At 71.5% G+C, this 17,205-nt stretch carries 19 protein-coding genes; 10 read left to right on the forward strand and 9 right to left on the reverse strand.

From position 1 onward, the window contains the following. Positions 1-86: 86 nt before the first annotated feature. Positions 87-1,373, forward strand: a complete 1,287-nt coding sequence (locus LTL01_RS00950) for a hemolysin family protein (protein WP_236967033.1) — start codon at positions 87-89, stop codon at positions 1,371-1,373. A gap of 59 nt (positions 1,374-1,432) precedes the next feature. Next, positions 1,433-2,179 carry a YqjF family protein gene (locus LTL01_RS00955; protein ID WP_236967035.1) on the forward strand — a complete coding sequence of 249 codons (747 nt, stop codon included), beginning with the start codon at positions 1,433-1,435 and terminating at the stop codon, positions 2,177-2,179. A gap of 24 nt (positions 2,180-2,203) precedes the next feature. Here the strand turns inward: LTL01_RS00955 and LTL01_RS00960 are convergent, their stop codons facing one another. From LTL01_RS00960 to LTL01_RS00975, 4 genes are read right to left on the reverse strand one after another with little or no spacing between them, the layout of a single operon-like run. Next, complete coding sequence (locus tag LTL01_RS00960; protein WP_372461274.1) at positions 2,204-2,599, reverse strand: DUF3253 domain-containing protein; 396 nt, start codon at positions 2,597-2,599, stop codon at positions 2,204-2,206. A 7-nt stretch (positions 2,600-2,606) separates the two neighbouring features. After that, positions 2,607-2,918: a hypothetical protein gene (locus LTL01_RS00965; RefSeq protein WP_236967037.1), complete on the reverse strand. Its 312-nt coding sequence runs from the start codon at positions 2,916-2,918 to the stop codon at positions 2,607-2,609. Continuing rightward, positions 2,915-3,505 carry an Asp23/Gls24 family envelope stress response protein gene (locus LTL01_RS00970; protein WP_236967038.1) on the reverse strand — a complete coding sequence of 197 codons (591 nt, stop codon included), beginning with the start codon at positions 3,503-3,505 and terminating at the stop codon, positions 2,915-2,917. Before LTL01_RS00970 ends, LTL01_RS00965 begins: the two co-directional genes overlap by 4 nt. Next, positions 3,502-4,083, reverse strand: a complete 582-nt coding sequence (locus tag LTL01_RS00975; RefSeq protein ID WP_236967039.1) for an RNA polymerase sigma factor — start codon at positions 4,081-4,083, stop codon at positions 3,502-3,504. The genes LTL01_RS00970 and LTL01_RS00975 overlap by 4 nt, the downstream gene beginning before the upstream one ends. 146 nt (positions 4,084-4,229) lie before the next feature. Between LTL01_RS00975 and LTL01_RS00980 the strand changes: the two genes are divergently transcribed. After that, positions 4,230-4,721, forward strand: coding sequence for an Asp23/Gls24 family envelope stress response protein (locus LTL01_RS00980; protein ID WP_236967040.1), 492 nt, complete (start codon positions 4,230-4,232; stop codon positions 4,719-4,721). 68 nt (positions 4,722-4,789) lie between these two features. Then, positions 4,790-6,523, forward strand: a complete 1,734-nt coding sequence (locus tag LTL01_RS00985) for an alpha-glucosidase (RefSeq protein ID WP_236967042.1) — start codon at positions 4,790-4,792, stop codon at positions 6,521-6,523. Between the two features lie 9 nt (positions 6,524-6,532). Here LTL01_RS00985 and LTL01_RS00990 read toward each other — a convergent pair whose 3' ends face one another. Beyond that, positions 6,533-7,555, reverse strand: coding sequence for a CNNM domain-containing protein (locus tag LTL01_RS00990; RefSeq protein ID WP_053546871.1), 1,023 nt, complete (start codon positions 7,553-7,555; stop codon positions 6,533-6,535). Next, the gene (locus LTL01_RS00995; protein ID WP_236967043.1) at positions 7,552-8,970 is read right to left on the reverse strand and encodes a hemolysin family protein; all 1,419 of its coding nucleotides are present in this window, start codon (positions 8,968-8,970) and stop codon (positions 7,552-7,554) included. The genes LTL01_RS00990 and LTL01_RS00995 overlap by 4 nt, the downstream gene beginning before the upstream one ends. A 180-nt stretch (positions 8,971-9,150) precedes the next feature. On the opposite strand from LTL01_RS00995, the gene chrA reads away from it, so the two are divergent. The 4 genes from chrA (at position 9,151) to LTL01_RS01015 (ending at position 13,009) form a co-directional block, all read left to right on the forward strand. Next, complete coding sequence (gene chrA, locus LTL01_RS01000; protein WP_236967044.1) at positions 9,151-10,350, forward strand: chromate efflux transporter; 1,200 nt, start codon at positions 9,151-9,153, stop codon at positions 10,348-10,350. Between the two features lie 82 nt (positions 10,351-10,432). Then, positions 10,433-11,809: a pyridoxal phosphate-dependent decarboxylase family protein gene (locus LTL01_RS01005; protein WP_236967704.1), complete on the forward strand. Its 1,377-nt coding sequence runs from the start codon at positions 10,433-10,435 to the stop codon at positions 11,807-11,809. A gap of 82 nt (positions 11,810-11,891) precedes the next feature. Beyond that, positions 11,892-12,689, forward strand: coding sequence for an acyl-CoA synthetase (locus tag LTL01_RS01010; protein WP_236967045.1), 798 nt, complete (start codon positions 11,892-11,894; stop codon positions 12,687-12,689). Continuing rightward, complete coding sequence (locus tag LTL01_RS01015) at positions 12,686-13,009, forward strand: hypothetical protein (RefSeq protein ID WP_053546875.1); 324 nt, start codon at positions 12,686-12,688, stop codon at positions 13,007-13,009. Before LTL01_RS01010 ends, LTL01_RS01015 begins: the two co-directional genes overlap by 4 nt. Positions 13,010-13,040: 31 nt before the next feature. Here LTL01_RS01015 and purB read toward each other — a convergent pair whose 3' ends face one another. Then, positions 13,041-14,420: an adenylosuccinate lyase gene (gene purB, locus LTL01_RS01020; RefSeq protein WP_236967046.1), complete on the reverse strand. Its 1,380-nt coding sequence runs from the start codon at positions 14,418-14,420 to the stop codon at positions 13,041-13,043. 56 nt (positions 14,421-14,476) lie between these two features. Beyond that, on the reverse strand, positions 14,477-14,983 hold the full coding sequence (locus LTL01_RS01025) for a low molecular weight protein-tyrosine-phosphatase (RefSeq protein WP_082334578.1): 507 nt from the start codon (positions 14,981-14,983) through the stop codon (positions 14,477-14,479). A gap of 111 nt (positions 14,984-15,094) precedes the next feature. On the opposite strand from LTL01_RS01025, the gene LTL01_RS01030 reads away from it, so the two are divergent. Together LTL01_RS01030 and LTL01_RS01035 are read left to right on the forward strand one after the other, a co-directional pair. Beyond that, the gene (locus tag LTL01_RS01030) at positions 15,095-15,418 is read left to right on the forward strand and encodes a hypothetical protein (protein WP_236967047.1); all 324 of its coding nucleotides are present in this window, start codon (positions 15,095-15,097) and stop codon (positions 15,416-15,418) included. After that, positions 15,415-16,800 (forward strand): hypothetical protein, encoded by a 1,386-nt coding sequence (locus LTL01_RS01035; protein WP_236967048.1) that lies wholly within the window; start codon positions 15,415-15,417, stop codon positions 16,798-16,800. The genes LTL01_RS01030 and LTL01_RS01035 overlap by 4 nt, the downstream gene beginning before the upstream one ends. On the opposite strand, the gene LTL01_RS01040 is transcribed toward LTL01_RS01035, so the two are convergent. Continuing rightward, positions 16,775-17,164 (reverse strand): phage holin family protein, encoded by a 390-nt coding sequence (locus tag LTL01_RS01040; RefSeq protein ID WP_236967049.1) that lies wholly within the window; start codon positions 17,162-17,164, stop codon positions 16,775-16,777. The genes LTL01_RS01035 and LTL01_RS01040 overlap by 26 nt on opposite strands. Between the last annotated feature and the right edge of the window lie 41 nt (positions 17,165-17,205).

The following is a 17,205-nucleotide window of genomic DNA, read 5'->3' on the forward strand; positions in this document are numbered from 1 at the left end:
CGGCACCGCACCGAGACCGCCGACCCTGACAGACCCGGCGCCCGGATGACCCCGGGCACCCTGGAGCACGGGGAGGAGGGCCGGTGATGGGCGATCTCCTCCTGAACATCGCGCTCGTCGTCGCGTTCGTCCTCATCGGCGGCGTCTTCGCCGCGACCGAGATGGCGCTGGTCACGCTCCGCGAGAGCCAGCTCAACGCCATCTCCGCGCGCGGCCGCCGCGGCGAGAAGGTCGCGGCTCTCGCGCGGAACCCCAACACGTTCCTCTCCGCGGTGCAGATCGGCGTCACCGTCGCCGGCTTCGCCTCGGCGGCGTACGGAGCGACGTCGATCGCTCCATCGGTTGCGCCGCTGTTCGTGGCCTGGGGCGTCGATGCGGCGCCGGCGCTCACCATCGCCACGATCCTGTTGACGCTCGTCATCGCGTACCTCTCCCTGGTGCTCGGAGAGCTCGTGCCCAAGCGTCTGGCGATCCAACGCAACGCCCAGTTCGCCTACGCGGTGGCACCGATCCTCGACGGCTTCGCCACGCTGATGCGTCCGGTGATCTGGCTCCTCTCGGTGTCGACGAATGCTCTCGTCCGCCTCCTCGGCGGTGATCCGCACAAGACCGCCGACGAGATCACCGACGAGGAGATCCGCGATATCGTCGCGACGCACCAGGGGCTCCCCGAGGACGAGCGCCGCATCCTCGACGACGTGCTCTCGCTCCACGATCGGCAGATCAGCGGGGTGATGCGCCCCCGACCCGACGTCGTCGCCCTCGACGAGACCGACACCGTCGCCGACGCGGTCGCGCAGGTGAGCGATCTCCCGTTCTCGCGCTACCCCGTCGCCGACAAGTCGATCGACGACCTCACGGGCTTCGTCCACGTGCGCGACCTCTTCGACACCGTCCGCACCTCGCCCGAGGCCGCGCTGTCGGCCATCGTGCGGCCGATCTCGTACTTCCCGTCGACGGCGCGGGTCCTGCCGACGCTGACGAAGATGCGCGCGGAGGGCCAGCACATCGCCGTCGTGGTGGACGAGTACGGCGGAACCGACGGGATCGTGACGCTCGAGGACCTCGTCGAAGAGGTCGTGGGGGAGATCTTCGACGAGTACGACACGGATGCCGAGCCCCTCGCGAACGGCGAGGACGTCGACGGTCGCCTGAATTTCCAAGACTTCGAGGAGCTGACCGGTGTCTCGCTTCCGCGCGGCGCCTCGGACACGGTCGCGGGGTGGGTCACCGAGCAGCTCGGTCGCCTCGCAGTGGTCGGTGACACGGTGGAGGTCGACGGTGTCGTCGTCCAGGTCACCGGACTCGATCGCCGACGGATCTCATCGGTGCGTGTGGTCGTGAGCGAGGACCCCCGCGACCCGCGTCCCTGACGCTCGCGTCGATCCTGCCGCGCGGCCCCGATCGGCGTTCCCCGGCGGAGAATCGAAGGGTGACGATCCCGGCCCACGCCCCCGCGCTGCCCTCGCGCGCAGTGCTGTCGCAGGTGTGGAGCCACGCCGTCTTCGTGCACTGGCGGGTCGATCCCGCGCAGGTCGCCCCGCTGCTTCCGCCGGGTGTCCGCCCGGACGTGTTCGACGGGTCGGCATGGGTGGGGCTCGTGCCGTTCGTCCTGTCGCGCTTCCGCTTCCTGCCGCTTCCCGCGGTGCCGTGGCTCGGAACCTTCGCCGAGATCAACGTCCGCACCTACGGCGTCGATGCCGCCGGGCGTCGGGGGGTCGTCTTCCGCACGCTCGAGGCCGAGCACCTCCCGCCGGTGCTCGCGGCGCGGGCGCTGTTCGGCCTGCCCTACCGGTGGGCGTCGATCGGACTCCAGACGGATGCCGCGGCATCGGTCGTGGCCTTCCGCTCGCGCCGGCGCGACGCGAGGGGCCGCCCGCGCGGCCCGGGCACGCGCATCGCCGTCCGCGTGGGCGACGAGGTCGTCGACAGCGACCTCTCGCGCTTCCTCACCGCGCGATGGGGGTTCCACGAGCGCCATCTCGGCGCGACGCGGTGGGCGCAGAACTGCCACGAGGAATGGCCGTTGCGGACCGCGGAGCTCCTCGAGCTGGACGACGAGCTCGTCGCCGATGCGGGGTTCCCCGGGCTCGCGGCGCGGTCGCCGGACTCGGTGCTCGCGATGCCGGCGGGGCATCCGGGGTTCGTCACCCGCTTCGCGCGGGCCCGCCGGATCTGACACAGGTCGGGCGGTGCCCCGCGCTCAGCGCGCGCGACGGATGCGGATGGGACCGCGCGCGGTGGAAGGGTCGACGACCGTGCCGCGCTGGGTGATCTCCACCTCGCCGGCGGCGACGAGCCGGCGTGCGGCGCGCCGCGCCGGTTCCATGAGGTCGCGCCAGTCGTCACCGCCGACCGATCGCGCGGCCTCCGACGGGCAGATCGTCGCGGTCGCCGCCCGCGCGGCGAGAAGCTCGCGGATCGCGTCCTCGAGGGCGGTGTCCACCGTCCGCACGCCGCGGCGCCGGCACGCGTCCGAGCAGTAGGCGACCTGGTCCCAGTTCGCCGCCCACTTCCTACGCCACTGCATCTCGCGGCCGCACGATGCGCACGTCTTCGATTCCGACCGTGGGTCGGGTGTCGATCGCGACCGGCCCACGCCGGTCTCAGTGAATGCGGGCGATCTGCACCGTGATCGTCGCGTCCTCGGGGGAGTTCTCGGCGAGCACGTCGGCGACGCGGCGCGCGGTCTCCGGTGTGTCGTACTCGGGATCCGTGGCGATGCGGGCCGCAACCCGGGGGATGCCGTCGCGCACCGACACGGCGATGTCGGCCTGCCGCTCGCCGGAGCGCCCGGTCGCGGCGGCGAGGATGCCGGAGATCTGCTGCAGCGGTGAGCCGTACACGTCGACGACGCCGTCGACCGCGCGCACGCGGGAGACCAGACCGCCGTCCGGTTCAGGAGTGGTGAGAGTCATGACGATTCCTTGTCGGACGCGTAGCCGTGGAGGTCCTCCACCGTGATGTTGACCCCCACGACCTTCAGCTCGGTGTGCTGGTTCAGGGCCGTGTAGACCAGGTCGCGGACGCGCGCGGTCGTCTCCGGCACGGGCAACCCCCACGCGATGCTGGCGGTGACATCGACCTCGACGGGCTCCCCGGGGATCTCGGCGTCGCCGATGATCTGGGTGCGGCCGATGTAGACGCCCGGCACGGCATCCCCCGTCTCGCGGATGAGCGCGCGCACCGCGCCCTCCGTGACCGAGATCGACACGCGCGGGTCGTCGTGGTGGATCGGGAAGCTGCGCCCCGCGCGCAGCTCGGAGCGGACCGCCGACAGGATGCCGTTGAGCCAGTCCTGCGGGGGAGGGGGAAGGCGCTCCGCGTCGTCGACCATGAGGTCGCGCGACAGCCGGCCGACCCGCTCGAGCGCGTCGAGGGCGTTGAGGCAGTCGGGGCAGGACTCGATGTGCGCGTCGGCGGGGATGCGACCGGCGGTGAGGTAGTCGCTCAGTTCGTCGACGGTGCGCCCGCAGTCCAGGACCTCGGGGGGAGTCTGGGTCATCGCCAGTCCTCCATCCGGATCGCGATCGAACTCCGTGCTCGTGACAGCAAGCCTCTCACGGTGCTGGCGCTCGTGGTCATCTCCTCGGCGATCTCGGCGTAGCTGAGGTCGGCGACCTCGCGCAGCAGCCACGCGCGTCGCTGGTCCTCGGGCAGTTCGTCCAACGCCGCCGACAGCGCGGCGAGCTGGGCCTGCCGCACCGCGCGGACCTCCGGATCGGGGTGTGCGCTCTGCACCAGGGGGACGTCCTCGATCGGAACGTCGGCGGTACGGCGGCGGAGGCGTGCGAACGCCTCGCGGCTGGCGATGCGCATCAGCCACGCGCGGACGGCGGAGCCGTCCCGCAGGGAGGGGAGCTGCTTCCACGCGGTGATGAACGCGTCCTGCACGACGTCGTCGGCCTCGCTCAGCGATCCCACGATCCGGGATACGTACGCGCGCATGAGGGAGCTGTGCCGCCGTACGATCTCACCGAACGCGGTCGCATCGCCGTCCACGGCGCGCTCGACCAGGATCTGATCGGATGCCGCGGACAACGGTGATCCCGTCGCCGCAGCGTCCCCCGTGGTGCCGCCCATCCCCCACCTCCCAGCAAACGCTCAGGATCTTCATCGTGACGAATTCGGCGGGACGACCCTCCTATTCGCAGAGCAAAGGTAACGCTCGCCTATCGCCCCGAATCGGGGTTGATTTCCCCTCGTTCGACAGATAAAGGAGCCGGCTCATGGCCACCAACGACATCACAACCACCTCCGCCGACGAGACGCGTGCCCCGAAGAGCGCCGCGTCGCGCGTGGACCGTCCCGCCTCGGCCTTCACGGGCGCGCGCGACGAGAACGCCGCCGGCCGCACCACGATCTCCGACGGCGTGGTGGCCAAGGTCGCCGGCATCGCCGCGCGCGAGGTCCCCGGGGTCTACGCCCTCGGCGGCGGAGGAGCCCGCGCGTTCGGCGCGATCCGCGACGCGATCAACGCCACCGACCTCACGCAGGGCGTCAAGGTCGAGGTCGGCGAGACGCAGGCCGCGGCCGACCTGACCATCGTGGTGGAGTACCCGTCGCCCATCCAGGAGGTCGCCGGGAACGTCCGCGCCGCCGTCGCCGGTGCCATCTCGCGCCTCGTGGGCCTGGAGGTCGTCGAGGTCAACGTCGAGGTGAACGACGTGCACATCCCCGGCGACGACAGCAACGACGACGAGCCCTCGCGCGTCTCCTGATCGAGACCGCGCTCTGCGGTTCCCCACCCTTCGGGACGTCGTCGACGTCGGCCCGTAGGGTGGGGGCCATGAGCGCCGAGTACGCATGGTGGACCTCCGCGGTGGTCTACCAGATCTACCCCCGTTCGTTCCAGGACTCCGACGGCGACGGCATCGGCGACCTGCGCGGAATCCTCCGCCGCGTCGACCATCTCGACGAGCTCGGCGTCGATGTCGTGTGGTTCTCGCCGCTGTACCGCAGCCCGCAGGACGACAACGGGTACGACATCAGCGACTACCAGGACGTGGATCCGCTGTTCGGCACCCTCGACGACCTCGACGAGGTCATCGGAGCTCTGCACGAGCGCGGGATCAAAGTGGTCATGGACCTCGTCGTCAACCACACCAGCGACGAGCATCCGTGGTTCATCGAGTCGCGCTCGACCCGCGACAGCCCGAAGCGCGACTGGTACTGGTGGCGCGACCCCCGCGACGGATTCGAGCCCGGGACACGCGGCTCCGAACCCACGAACTGGGGCTCCTTCTTCTCCGGCCCCGCCTGGGAGTGGGACGAGCAGACCGGGCAGTACTACCTGCACCTGTTCAGCCGCAAGCAGCCCGACCTCAACTGGGAGAACCCGGAGGTGCGCGAGGCCGTCTACGCGATGATGCGCTGGTGGCTCGACCGCGGGGTTGACGGCTTCCGGATGGACGTCATCAACCTCATCTCCAAAGACGTCGGTCCGGACGGTGCGCTCTCCGACGCCCCGGTCGCGAGCGGCCTGTACGGCGATGCCACCGCCGCGAGCGCCAACGGCCCGCGGCTGCATGAGTTCCTCCAGGAGATGCACCGCGAGGTGTTCGCGGGACGCCGGGAGTCGCTGCTCCTCGTCGGCGAGACCCCCGGTGCGACCGTCGAGGACGCGCAGCTGTTCACCGACCCTGCGCGCGCCGAGCTCGACATGGTCTTCACGTTCGAGCACATGGGACTCGACACCGTCGACGGCGACCGCTTCCAGCACCGGCCCCTCGACCTCCGCGACCTCAAGGCGACGCTCACGCGGTGGCAGGCGGGCCTCGCCGAGACGGGGTGGAACTCGCTCTACTGGGACAACCACGATCAGCCGCGCGTCGTCTCCCGCTTCGGCGACGACGGCGAGCACCGTGTCGCCTCCGCGACGGCGCTCGCGACGGTCCTGCACCTGCACCGCGGCACCCCGTACATCTACCAGGGCGAGGAGCTCGGGATGACGGATGCCGGTTTCACGTCGTTCGATCAGTACCGCGACATCGAGTCGTTGCGTTACGTCGAGGAGAAGCGGGCGATCGGCGAATTCGACGACGAGCAGCTGCTGCGCGCCCTCGCCTTCGGCAGCCGCGACAACGCGCGGACCCCCGTCCAGTGGGACGCCTCGGCGCACGCCGGCTTCACCACGGGCGAGCCGTGGATCCAGGTCAACCCGAACCACGACCGGATCAACGCGGAGGACGCCCGCGCCGATCCGGCGTCGGTGTTCCACTACTACCGACGGCTCATCGCGCTCCGCCACGACGATCCCGTCGTGCAGACCGGGGCGTTCACCCTGGTCTGGCCGGAGGACACCGAGGTCTACGCGTTCCACCGCGCGCAGGACGGCATCCGTCTCACCCTCGTCGCCAACTGCTCGAGCGACACCGTGGAGAGGGATGCCGCCGAGCTGCGCGTCGAGGGGGCGAGCGTCGTGATCGCCAACCACGACGACCCGCCGCAGGCGCCGTCGGGACGCCTGCGGCTGCGGCCGTGGGAGTGCGTGGTCTACCGCGTGGAGGAGTCCGCGGCCTGACTGAGGCCGCTACCCGGCGCCGACGGTCGCCTCGCCGGGGAGGACCCGCTTGACGACGTCGGTGAGGGTGACGACGCCGATCGCGCGTTCCTCGGATTCGACGACGACCAGCTGGACGCTCGCCTCGCGCATGCGCCGGAGCGCCTCGTGGACGAGCAGATCCTCCGGCAGGCGCAGGGCCGGGCGGGCGAGGGTCGTCACGGGGTCCGTGTCGTCGCGCAGGAGCGTGTCGCGTACGTGCACGACCGAGCGCGGCTCACCGTCCCCGTCGAGGACGAGCACCCGCAGGTGGCCGGTGCGGCGCGCCGCCTCCCGCACGGCGGCGAGATCGGCATCCGTCGTCACGGCCGTCGGCGTCGCCGTCGGGACGGTGATGTCGCCGAGGGTCAGGTTCTCGAGCTCGATGACCTGCGAGATCTGGGTGCGCAGCTCCGGTTCGAGCACGCCCACCTGGCCGGAGTACTCCACGAGGTGACGGATGGTGTCCGCGTCGCGGCCGCCGACCGCGGCGCGGTCCACCGGCTCGACGCCGCTGCGGGCCACGAGGGCGTTCGCGATCCGGTTGACCCAGAGGAGGAAGGGACGAAGCGGCCAGACGTAGGCGCGTGCCGGGATGCCGACGATCCGCGCCGCCGTCTCGGGGTGCGCGATCGCCCACGACTTCGGGGCCATCTCGCCCACGACGAGGTGGAGGAAGGTCACCGCGAGCAGCGACAGCGCGAACGCGGCGCCGCCGGCGAGCCACTCCGGCGCACCCCACGAGGCGAAGACCGGACCGAGCCACGCGTCGACCGCGGGCTTGGTGACGGCACCGAGGGCGAACGTGCAGGCCGTGATGCCGAGCTGGGCGCCGGCGAGCATGAGGGTGAGCTCGTTCATGCCCCGGAGCGCCGCGCGTGCCGACGGGTCGGTCGTGGCGGTCTCCTCCAGCCGGTGTCGACGCGCGCCGAGCAGCGCGAACTCGATGACGACGAAGAATGCACTCAAGACGATGAGTGCCACCGTGGCGATCAGGACGATCCAGCCGTTCATCGCGGTGCCTCCTCGGACTCGTGGGCAGCGTCCCCCAGGGCCTCGGATGCCTCCCGGTCGGCGTCCCGTTCGGTGACGAGTTGCACGCGCAGGACGTGCGGGACGTGCCGTTCGAGCTCCACGACCTCGATCAGGAGCGCGCGGGAGGTGTGGTCATCCTCGATGACGTCGGCGCCCTGGAGGGGGAGCTCGACGCGGACGGTGTCGCCCGGTTCGGGCAGACGCCCGGCGGCGGCGATCGCGAGTCCGGACAGGGTCTCGAAGTCGCCGCGTTCCAGATCGGCGCCGATGACGCGCTCGACCTCGTCGATGTGAAGGTCGCCGTCCATCTCCCACATGTCGTCCGCGGTCTGCACCGCGCCCGCGCCGTCCTCGGCGTCGTGCTCGTCGGAGATCTCGCCGACGAGTTCCTCAGCGAGGTCCTCCAGGGTCAGGACACCCGCGAATCCGCCGTACTCGTCGATGACGCAGGCGAGCTCGTTCTTCGTCTCGGTCAGCTGGCCGAAGGCATCCGGGAGGGGCATGAGGGTGGCGAGCACGAGCGGCTCGCGCATGATCGCGGTCACGGGGCGCGCGTCGTCCCGGTCGGTCCCGAGGACATCCACGAGATGGACGACGCCGACCGGCTCGTCGCGTTCGCCGATGACCGGGTAGCGCGTGTGCGCCTCCGCCATCAGGGCCCGGACGTGGGAGATCGGGTCGGTGACATGGACCACGTCGACCTGGACGCGCGGGATCATCGCGTGCTCGACATCCTGCTCGGGGAAATCGAGGATGCGATCGAGCATCAGCGACAGCTCCTCGGGGAGGTCGCCGCTGTCGCGCGAATCCTCGATGATGTGCTCGAGATCCTTCGCCGTCGCCGACGTGTCCACGTCGTGGACGGGTTCCACCCGGACGAGACGGAGGAGACCCTCGGCGGACTTGTCGAACACCCAGATGAGCCATCCGAAGATCGTCAGGTAACCCAGGGTGGTCGGCGCGAGCGCGCGGGAGAGCGGCTCGGGATTCGCCAGCGCGAGGTTCTTCGGGTACAGCTCCCCGAAGATCATCTGCACGACGGAGGCGAGGACCAGCGCGCCGACGGTGCCGATCGTGATGCCGACGGCCGCGGGGACGCCGATGCCGCCGAGGAGTGTTCCCAGGGACTCGCCGATGAAGGGCTCGGCGACGTAGCCGACGAGGAGGCCGGTCACGGTGATGCCGAGCTGCGCCCCGGAGAGCATGAACGAGGTGCGCTGGGTGACCTTGAGTGCCCGACGAGCGGCGGTGTCACCGGCGTCGGCACGCGCGCGCAGCTTGGCGCGGTCCACCGACATGTAGGCGAACTCCTGCGCGACGAAGTAGCCGTTCGCGGCGATGATGACGGCCGTCAGGACGATGCCGAGGAGGAGGAAGAGCAGTGCGGTGATCATGAAAGGATCACCCCCCGCGCCGAACGCGAGGAAAAGGGGACAGGGGCGAGGACGCCCGGACTATGACCGGGGTCGTCTGTCGACGACCCCGCGCGTGAGTGTCCGTTCAAGTGCTGGTATGCACCTCCGAGTGAGAATGCTGATCATTGTAGGACACCGTTACCGGGTATTGTCCCGCCCGTGACCTCCCCCCGACGCGATGGTTCCCCCGCCGAGGTGTTCGGCGCCTTCCTGAAGCTGGGGTTGACGTCCTTCGGCGGACCGGTGGCGCACCTCGGCTACTTCCGCGACGAGCTCGTCACGCGCCGTCGCTGGATCGACGATCGCGGCTACGGCGAGCTCGTCGCGCTGAGCCAGTTCCTCCCCGGTCCCGCCTCGAGCCAGGTCGGATTCGGGCTCGGCCTCCTCCGCGCCGGTCCCCTGGGCGCGCTCGCCGCATGGCTCGCCTTCACGCTGCCGTCGGCGATCATCATGGTCGCCTTCGCGTACGGCGCGGACCTCTTCGGCGGCACGATCGGCTCCGGCATCCTGGACGGGCTGAAGATCGTCGCGGTCGCGATCGTCGCCCAGGCGGTCTGGGGCATGGCCCGGTCGCTCACCCCGGATGCCCGACGCGCGTCGATCGCCGTCGGCGCGGCGGTGCTGGTCCTGATCGTGGCGGGGACTCTCGGCCAGGTCGCCGCGATCGTCCTCGGCGCGCTCGCCGGCCTTCTCCTCTGCCGGATGCCGGGGGAGACGCCGGGACCGGACCTGTACTTCGGCGTCTCGCGGCGGGTCGGCGCGACCTCCCTCGCGGTGTTCGCGGTGCTCCTCGTCGGGCTCCCGATCGCCGCCGCGACCCTCGGAGGGACGGCCGTCGGCGTCGCGGACGCGTTCTACCGTGCCGGTGCGCTCGTCTTCGGCGGTGGCCACGTCGTCCTGCCGCTGCTGGAGGCCGAGGTCGTCACCGGCGGGTGGGTGGACGCCGAGCAGTTCCTCGCCGGGTACGGCGTCGCCCAGGCGGTCCCGGGTCCGCTGTTCACCTTCGCTGCCTATCTCGGGGCGCTCGCCGCCCCGGGGGCCGCGGGCCTCGCGACGGCGGCGATCGCTCTGGTGGCGGTGTTCGTTCCGGGCTTCCTCCTCCTCGTCGGTGTGCTGCCGTTTTGGAACGCCCTGCGGACGCGACCCGCGGCCCAAGCGCTCCTGCGCGGCGCGAACGCCGCCGTCGTCGGCATCCTCGCCGCCGCCCTCTACGACCCGGTCTTCGTCACCGCGGTGACGGGGCCCGCGTCCTTCGCGCTCGCCCTCGTCTGCTTCGTGCTGCTGATCTCGTGGCGTGTGCCGCCGTGGGTGGTGGTGATCGTCGGTGCCGTCGGCGGCGTCGGACTCGCGTTCCTCTGAACGCCTCCCTCGCCCGCCCGTACACGGCTACCGTGGATCCGACCCGAACCGGGTCGCGAGGACCGGAGCCGCCATGACCGAGATGACCCCGCCCGACCGCATGCACGCGATCTCCCCCGAGACGCGTGCGGTCGTCGACGACGTGCTGGAGTACGCCCGACGCCGCGCCCTCTACGAGGACATCCCGCTCGACAAGCCGCTGCGGCCGAGCGATCTCGCGCGCCTCGCCCCGCGTACGGTGACGCCGGAGGGCATCGGGGCGCGCCGGGCGATCGCCCTGTTCGAGAACGTCCTCGCTCCGGCCTGCACCTCCACCGACCACCCCGGCTACCTCTCCTTCATCCCCTCGGCGCCGAGCAAGGCGGCGCTCGCCTTCGATGTCGTGGTCTCGGCATCCGCCGTCTACGCCGGATCGTGGATGGAGGGCGCCGGCGCCGTGTTCGCCGAGAACGAGGTGCTGCACTGGCTCGCGCGCGAGTTCGGCCTGCCCGAGGGCGCCGGCGGTGTCTTCGTCCAGGGCGGCACCATCGGCAATCTGTCCGCGCTCGTCACGGCACGGGATGCCGCACGCCGGCGCCTGCGCGCGGCCGACCGCCCGATGCCTGCGCGCTGGCTCGTCGTCTGCAGCGCCGAGGCGCACTCATCGATCGCCTCCGCCGCGGCGGTCATGGACGTCGACGTCCTCCCGGTGCCGGTCGACGACGCCGGGCGGCTCCACGGGGACGCCGTCGCCCGTGCGCTCGACGAGCACGGTGACGCCGTCTTCGCGGTCGTCGCCACCGGGGGCACCACCAACTTCGGCATCGTCGACGACATCGCCTCGATCGCCGACGTCACCGCCGCCCGCGGAGTCTGGCTGCACGTCGACGGCGCGTACGGCCTCGCGGCGATGCTCGTCCCGGAGGCGCGCGGCGCGTTCGCCGGGGTCGAGCACGCCGACTCGGTCATCGTCGACCCGCACAAGTGGCTGTTCGCCCCGTTCGACGCGTGCGCGCTGATCTACCGCGATCCCTCGCTCGCCCTGGCCGCGCACACGCAGAAGGCCGAGTACCTCGACACCCTGACCGACACCCCCGACTGGAACCCGTCGGACCTCGGCATCCAGCTCACCCGCCGGGCGCGGGGCCTCCCGCTGTGGTTCTCGCTGGCGACCCACGGCACCGAGCACTACCGCGCCGCGATCGCGTACGGGATCGACCTCGCCGCACGGATCGCCGACGACATCCGCGCCCGCGACGAGGTGTCGCTCGTGCGAGACCCGCAGCTGTCGGTGGTGGTCTTCCGCAGGCACGGCTGGACGATGGCCGACTACAAGGCGTGGTCGGATCGCCTCCTCGATGACCAGCGCGCCTTCGTCGTGCCGAGCTCGCACGCGGGGGAGCCGGTGCTCCGCTTCGCGATCATCTCGCCTCTGACGACCTACGAGCTCCTCGTCGACGTCCTCGATTCGCTGCGCTGAGCCTCTCTCCCGCCCGCCGGCCGCGTCTCGGGCGCACGATCTACACTGGAAGGGTTCGTTCCGCCGCCACAGGAATGCCCCCGTGACCCCTTCTTCTTCCGTCCGCACGTTCGAGGTGCGCCACGTGCAGCTCGCGCGCGCCGGCTTCGCGGCGCTCGCGGCGCTGATGATCACCTTCTCCCCGGACCACTCCGCCGCCGTCGGCGCAGCGGTCTTCAGCGGGTTCGCGATCGCCACCGGGCTGGTCTTCCTCCTGGCGGCGTGGCTCGTCTCGCCGACCGGCGGGCGCGGTGCGGCGATCGCCCTCGGCGCCGTCACGGTCGTGGCGGGAATCGTCGCGAGCCTCCCGCCGGTCCGCTCGGTGGCCGGCTTCTTCATCGTCGTGATCGCCTGGGCCGTCATCGCCGGAGCCGTCGAACTGGCCGTGGGCGCGCGTGCCCTCCTCCGCGCGCGGAAGGCCGCCCGCACGGACGCGTCGGATGCGGATGCCGCACCGCGTCGCGCAGGATACGTCGCCCCGTGGACCCCGCGCGACGGCGCGACCCCCGTGGCCTCGCTCTCTCGCGGCGACGCGCGCGACGCCGTCGTCGTCGGTGTCCTCGGCATCCTCCTCGCCGTCGGCATGCTGCTGGTCCCCACCGGCTACGCCCTCCGCTACACGATCGAGGAGGTCGGACAGACCTTCACGCTCACCGGCATCATCATCGCCGTCGGCATCTTCGGCGCCTACGCCGCGATCGTGGCGGTCTACCTCGCCATCGCCGGCTTCTCCCCGCGGCCCGCGACCGCGTCCGCATCGCCCGAGACGGCGGATGCCGCCGCTCTCGGCGTCACCGCGACCGGCGCCCCGACGCCGGCCGACCCGAAGGATTCCGCGTGACCGAGAACCAGCCCTCCCGCCGTGACCTCATGAAGCCGCTCCAGCTGGTCGGGCTCGCCTTCGTCGCGGCGCTGTTCGCCGGCGGCGTCACGCTGGTGTCGATGGGCTTCTTCCAGTCCAAGCCCGCCGAGGAGGCGCAGGGCGCCCTGGTGCTGGCCCTCATCGTCGCCGGGATCGTCTTCATCGCGACGCTGCTGATCGTCTCGCTGCTGCTCCTGGTCGTCGACCCGGCGCAGGTGGCGACACCGGTCGACCGCCCGGTGCTCTACGACCCCGAACCGGACGCGACCGACGGACCGGAGACCCCGCCCGCCCGCTGAGGCGTTCCGCCCGCGCGCGGCGCCGCCGCGCTCAGGCCAGGTCGACCACGCGCGCCGCGAGACCGGTGTACCCGGCCGGGGTCAGTGCGCGCAGGCGCGCCTTCGCGTCGTCGCCGATGTCGAGGCCGTCGACGAACTCCGCCAGCTCGACCGCGCCGACACGGCGTCCGCGGGTGAGGTCCTTCAGCAGGGCGTACGGGTCGGTAATCTCTGAGCGACCCGCGGCGATCTCGGCGCGCACGACGGTCTGGATCGCCTCGGCGAGCACCTCCCAGTTCGCGTCGAGGTCGGCATCCAGCACGTGCTGCGACAGCGAGATCTCGCCGAGTCCGCGCGTGAGGTTGTCCAGCGCCAGGAGGGAGTGGCCGAGGGCGACGCCGATGTTGCGCTGGGTGGTGGAGTCGGTGAGATCGCGCTGGAGGCGGGAGGTCACGAGCGTCTGCGACAGGGTCTGCAGGAGCCCGGCGGAGATCTCGAGGTTCGCCTCGGCGTTCTCGAACCGGATCGGGTTGATCTTGTGGGGCATCGTCGAGGACCCGGTCGCGCCCGCGACGGGGATCTGCGCGAAGAAGCCGAGGGAGATATAGGTCCACACATCCGTGGCGAGGTTGTGCAGGATGCCGCCGGCGTGGCGGATCCGGTCGTACAGCTCGACCTGCCAGTCGTGGGATTCGATCTGGGTCGTCACCGGGTTGAATCCGATGCCGAGGCCCTCGATGAATCCGCGGGAGACCTCGGGCCAGTCGACGTCGGGCGCCGCGGCGACGTGCGCCGACCAGGTGCCGGTTGCACCGGAGAACTTCGCAAGATACTCCCCGCCCGCGACCTGGGCGGCGACCCGGCGGAGGCGCCACACGAACACCGCCAGCTCCTTGCCCATCGTGGTGGGCGTCGCGGGCTGGCCGTGCGTGCGCGAGAGCATGGGTGCATCACGGTGGGCGTCGGCGAGGGCGGCGAGGGCGTCGATGACGCGGTGGAGCGCAGGGAGCCATACGCGCTCGACGGCCCGGTGCACCGTGAGGGCGTAGGAGGCGGAGTTGATGTCCTCGCTCGTGCAGGCGAAGTGTGTGAGCTCGGCGAGGCCCGAGAGGCCGAGGGAGTCCAGCCGGTCGCGGACGAGGTATTCGATCGCCTTGACGTCGTGGCGGGTGACCGCCTCCTTCTCGGCCAGCCACGCGATCTCGTCCGCGCCAAAGTCGACGTAGAGGGCCCGCAGGCGCGTCTTGTCGTCGTCGCCGAGCGGCGTCGTGCCGAACAGGGAGCGATCGGTGAGCGTGATGATCCACTCGACCTCCACCTCGACGCGGGCCCGGTTCAGGCCCGCCTCCGAGAGGTAGTCGGCGAGAGGGGCCACGGCGGCGCGGTAGCGACCGTCGAGGGGGCTGAGCGGCTGCGGCGGCAGAGAGGTCACGGTACTCCCGTCGGGACGAGGCTCTCCCCGCGGCGCCGAGAGAGCACGGGTCATGCTCACACGTGCGGTCGGATCGCGGGTTCGAGTTGCCGGAAGAGCGCCCGGCTCGCGCTCTCGATCATACCGAGCACCTGATCGAACAGCCGGGGGCCGGCGTAGTACGGATCGGGCACGTCGAGCGAGGGGGCGGCGGGGTCGAACGACAGCAGCAGCGCGATCTTGTCGGCATCCGTCTCGGAGCGCGCCCAGCCGCGCAGGATCCGCTCGTGCGACCGGTCCAGGGCCACGACCAGGTCGTTCTGCGTGAAGTCCGCGGGGGCGAACTGGCGGGCCCGGTGTCGTTCGCCGTCGTACCCGTGGCGCGCGAGCGCGTCGATCGTCCGCTCGTCGGCGCGCTCGCCGACGTGCCAGTCTCCGGTGCCGGCACTGGAGGACACCACGCGGGCCGACAGGCCGGTCGATGACGCCAGGGACCGGAACACGACCTCCGCCATCGGGGAGCGGCAGATGTTGCCCGTGCAGACGAAGACGACGCGGAAGGGCTCCACGCGGGGGTCGGACATGGGCTCCATTCTGTCCCGCCGGCGTCGGTCGCGCACGCGCGTCGCGCCGGGGCCCTCCTGCACAGGCGCGGTGACACGCGCTCGACGCACCGAGTCTGCACAGTCGGACGGATGCCGTACCCGCGGGGGCGCGGCGAGGCCGACGATGGGCGCATGCCGCCGCTGCTGTGCACCCCGCCCTCCACCGTCACGCTCGAGATCGTGGTGCGCGAGCTCGACGCTCTCGCCGTGCGTCTGGACGACCTCATCGCGCGGACCCGGACCCTCGGCGAGCGCACCGATTGGCAGGCGGAGGCCGCGCGCGAGTTCCACACGGCCGCGACGGCGTGGGCGGGCCGGGTCGGCGCGCTGGCGTGCACGCTCGCGCAGGTGCGCTTCAGCGCGGGAGCGGCCCTGCAGCTGCAGCGGTGGCGGGCCGAGACGGACTGCGCGTGAGCGCGGCGACGCCCCCGGCCGGCGAGCTGGAGATCCGCGGGGGCGGCGCCGTGGCCGTCGACACCGAGACGCTGCGGCGCACGGCGGCGGATTTCGACGGGGCGATCGGGGAGCTGGAGGCGCTCGTGGGCGACCTCGGTCCGCTGCAGAACATGCTGTTCACCGAGCGGGCCGAAGCCTGGTCGGCGGCCGCCGAGGCGGCCGACCTCGCGTCCAGGATGCGGGATGCCGTCACCGAGGGCGAACGGGTGGCGACGGCACTCTGTGATGCGGCGACGCTCTACGAGCTCGTCGAGACCGTCGTCGCGCATCGCGCCGCCGTGCTGGCCGGTGACGCGGACGCCGCCCGCATCCTCGCGGCGCGGATCAGCGACCTCCGTGCGGAAGACGGCGCCCTGATCCTCGCGGCGTGGGGGGCCGAGGCGGAGCGGACCGCGATGTGGCCCGGGGAGCTGGTCCGTCAGGCGACGGAGCTGGGTCTCCTCGTCGGCAGCGACTACAGCTGGCAGGCGGGAGTGATGGGCGGCGCGGCGCTCGGGCTGTCGACGGTCCTCCTGGCGTCCGTCATCGGGACGACGGGGATGGGTCGCGTCCCGGCCGGAACCCGCCTCGACGGCGCGACACCGCCGGTCGTCGTGCGCGCACTGCCGACCGGGGCGGGCGCGGCATCCGTTCCGCCGCGGAATCTCGCCGACGCCGCCTCCCGCATCCCGGGTCCTGGCGAGGCGCGGGTGCGCGTGGAGAAGTACACGATGCCCGACGGCTCGCGGCAGTTCGCCGTCTACGTCGCCGGCACCTCCACGGCGGCGGTGGGTGGGAAGAACCCGTGGGACAACCGCTCGAACGTCGAGCTGTACACCGGTCATACGTCGGCGTCGTACGCCGCGACCCTGCAGGCGCTGGAGGATGCCGGAGCCGAACCCGGCGACGTCGTGCACGCGTTCGGGCACTCGCAGGGCGCCATGATCACGGGCCATCTGGCGATGGAGGGCCCGTACGCGACCGAGACGCTGGTGTCGTTCGGGACGCCCCGCGAGATGGACGTCGGCGCCGACACGTGGAGCATGTCGGTGCGGCACACCGACGATCCCGCGGTGGCCCTCTCCGGCGGGGGCGCGATCGCGGCGACGGGGGCGGCGGGGAGCGTCCTGGTCGAGCGGGCCGCCGATCCGAACACCGGTCCCCACGACACGACGGTGCCCGCGCACCGACTCACCGCTTACGCCGAGACGGCGGCCCTCATCGACGCGTCGACCGATCCGCGCATCGACACGGTGCGCGACGTCTTCGACGAGCTGGCCACGGCCACCGACATCCGTGCGACCGAGTACGCCGCGGAACGGGCGGAGGGCCCGGTCAGTCCTTCTTCGGGCGGAGGATGATGCCGAACACCCAGTTGATGAGCGAGATCAGGATGGCGGCGACCAGGCCCCACCAGAAGTCCTCGACACGGAGGCCGAAGTTCCACAGCGTCGTGATCTGCGCGGTCAGCCACAGGAGGAACGCGTTGATCAGCAGGCCGATGAGGCCGAGCGTCAGGATGTACAGCGGGAACGCGAGGATCTTGATGACCGTCCCGATGATGGTGTTCACCAGCGCGAAGATCGCCGCGACCAGCAGCAGCGTCAGCACGAGCTGCAGCGTCTCGCCCGGCGGGAAGGCGATCACCGTCACCTGGAGTGCGGGGATCAGGGTCACGACCCAGATCGCGAAGGCATTGACGACGACTCGGATGAGGAATCCCATAGCGGTCAGTCTTCCACGCGGGCGTCGATTCCTGTCGCCGT

This window comes from Microbacterium aurantiacum (genome assembly GCF_021654035.1).
GTDB lineage: Bacteria > Actinomycetota > Actinomycetes > Actinomycetales > Microbacteriaceae > Microbacterium > Microbacterium aurantiacum.